This window comes from Candidatus Dependentiae bacterium (assembly GCA_026389065.1).
GTDB lineage: Bacteria > Babelota > Babeliae > Babelales > Chromulinivoraceae > JACPFN01.
Genome location: JAPLIP010000016.1, coordinates 1 through 1,665 on the forward strand (window position 1 = coordinate 1; position 1,665 = coordinate 1,665).

Annotated in this window: 3 protein-coding genes; 1 reads left to right on the forward strand and 2 read right to left on the reverse strand. The window is 35.0% G+C overall.

Annotated features, from left to right (window positions below; genetic code table 11):
- Both NTU89_00675 and NTU89_00680 read right to left on the reverse strand, forming a co-directional pair.
- The coding region (locus tag NTU89_00675) for a hypothetical protein (GenBank protein ID MCX5923060.1) at positions 1-528 on the reverse strand (528 nt) is incomplete at its 3' end.
- A gap of 179 nt (positions 529-707) precedes the next feature.
- Complete coding sequence (locus tag NTU89_00680; GenBank protein ID MCX5923061.1) at positions 708-1,130, reverse strand: hypothetical protein; 423 nt, start codon at positions 1,128-1,130, stop codon at positions 708-710.
- A gap of 219 nt (positions 1,131-1,349) precedes the next feature.
- Between NTU89_00680 and NTU89_00685 the strand changes: the two genes are divergently transcribed.
- A partial coding sequence (locus tag NTU89_00685) for a hypothetical protein (GenBank protein MCX5923062.1) occupies positions 1,350-1,665 on the forward strand: 316 nt, incomplete at its 3' end.

Here is a 1,665-nt window from a genome sequence, read left to right on the forward strand (position 1 = left end):
TGATTTTAAGCCAGCTAGAAGATGGGTAACAATTTCGGTTTGCTTTTTTTTCATAGCTAAAACTCGGCGATTTTGTCTTTTTGTTACTTGAGCGCTGTAAGAAAAAACAATCGATTGGATCGATTCTAGCGCAGCCAAATTGTACATAATTTGTAAGTATCTACTATATTCACTATTTTTCCCTGATTCTGTTTGTAAGTATGCGGCAGGGTCATATTTTTTTTTAAAGGCGCGAAATGTTTTTTGAGCAACTTGGATATTTTTAATAGTTGAAAGATCAGTTAAGTTTTTAATGTTTTGCTTCTTTTGAAAATGTGATTCGGTTGATACAATTGATTGATTTGATACTAGAGTTTGTGGCCCGACAGAGCTGTTTGAAATGTCTGATAGCGTGTCTGCTTGCACTTGCGATAGCATTGAGCAATTTTCAAATAGTCTTGGGTTTGATTCTTGCGTTGCTAAAGATGTTTGGATATTTGTGCTTTGTATGATTACGAATAGGATCGCGCTTATTTTTAATACTGTCATAAAGATCTCCAACAATTTTTAAATCATGGCAGATTTGGGAAATAATACCTTTATGGTTTGATTATAAATTAAGCAATTATTTAAAATCTAGATTTTGTTTAAAAAGATAATTAAAAAGATAAGGACCACAAACTTTTGGGTCTGTTGTCCTTATCTTCTTGAGTTGAATCTTTTATAGCCTACAAAGCAGTAGACATCGGATAACGCTGTTGGCTTAGTTTATTCTGTATTGCAAATTCCTCTTGCAGTAAATTCGAAAGATCAACGTTTATGCTTGTTTGGTAATCAATTTGCTCTTGCTTCCATCTTGCGCTTCCATATCTTGGCGCTTGCTGCACAGGGCCTCCTTGTTGCTGTGTTCCCGCATTTTGAATTGTTATGTTTAGGTTTGCTTCTTGTTGTTTTGCAATCTCAGCCTTTAAGGTTTTTGTTAGTTGTGTTAATTGGCCGAGTGAAAGCTTTGCTTGAGAGGCATAGCTGACTTTTTTTGGAGGCGTTGCAGCTTTATTAACCATTTCAAATTCTGCCATTCCTAAAGATATTTGGTTGCTTCCAGATAAGCATGCAAGCAAGCTCAGCATTAAATTTTTTGATACTTTCATAAGACTCCTTTGGGTTTAAAATATTTTTATAGCAACGATTTGCTACAAAATTAAGTTTGACGTGGGGGGGGGGTGAAAGCAACGATATCGGTATAAATCAAGCTTTTTGTTTTGCAGATAGCCAAAAACGGGCTATTTTTGGTTGTTAGAAATGATAAGTCTGGTACACTTAAAAGAGTAGATAAAGTTTAGGGTTTTAGGGCTTTTAGGTAAATAAAAATGAAAAGTAATTTAAAGTTATCGTTGCTACTTTCTGTAGTTTTAATTCAGTCAATAATTGAATCATCAGTGGAAAGACAAGATAAAAAAGTGGCTACTTTGAGCTGTACAGATTTAAGTGCTATGCCATCTCAAGAATCATTTCATCTGAGTCCATCTAAGACTCCGTTTGGAAAAAGTTTTGGCGGTATTAGTTCTGGTTTTAATTCGCCAGAGCAAGCATTAAATGCTCGAGTTCCATTTAAAAATGAGCAAGGCGAAGAGCCTTGTGTGAGAATTAAAACACCTTGTTCTCTTGTGGGAGATGGTAAAATAT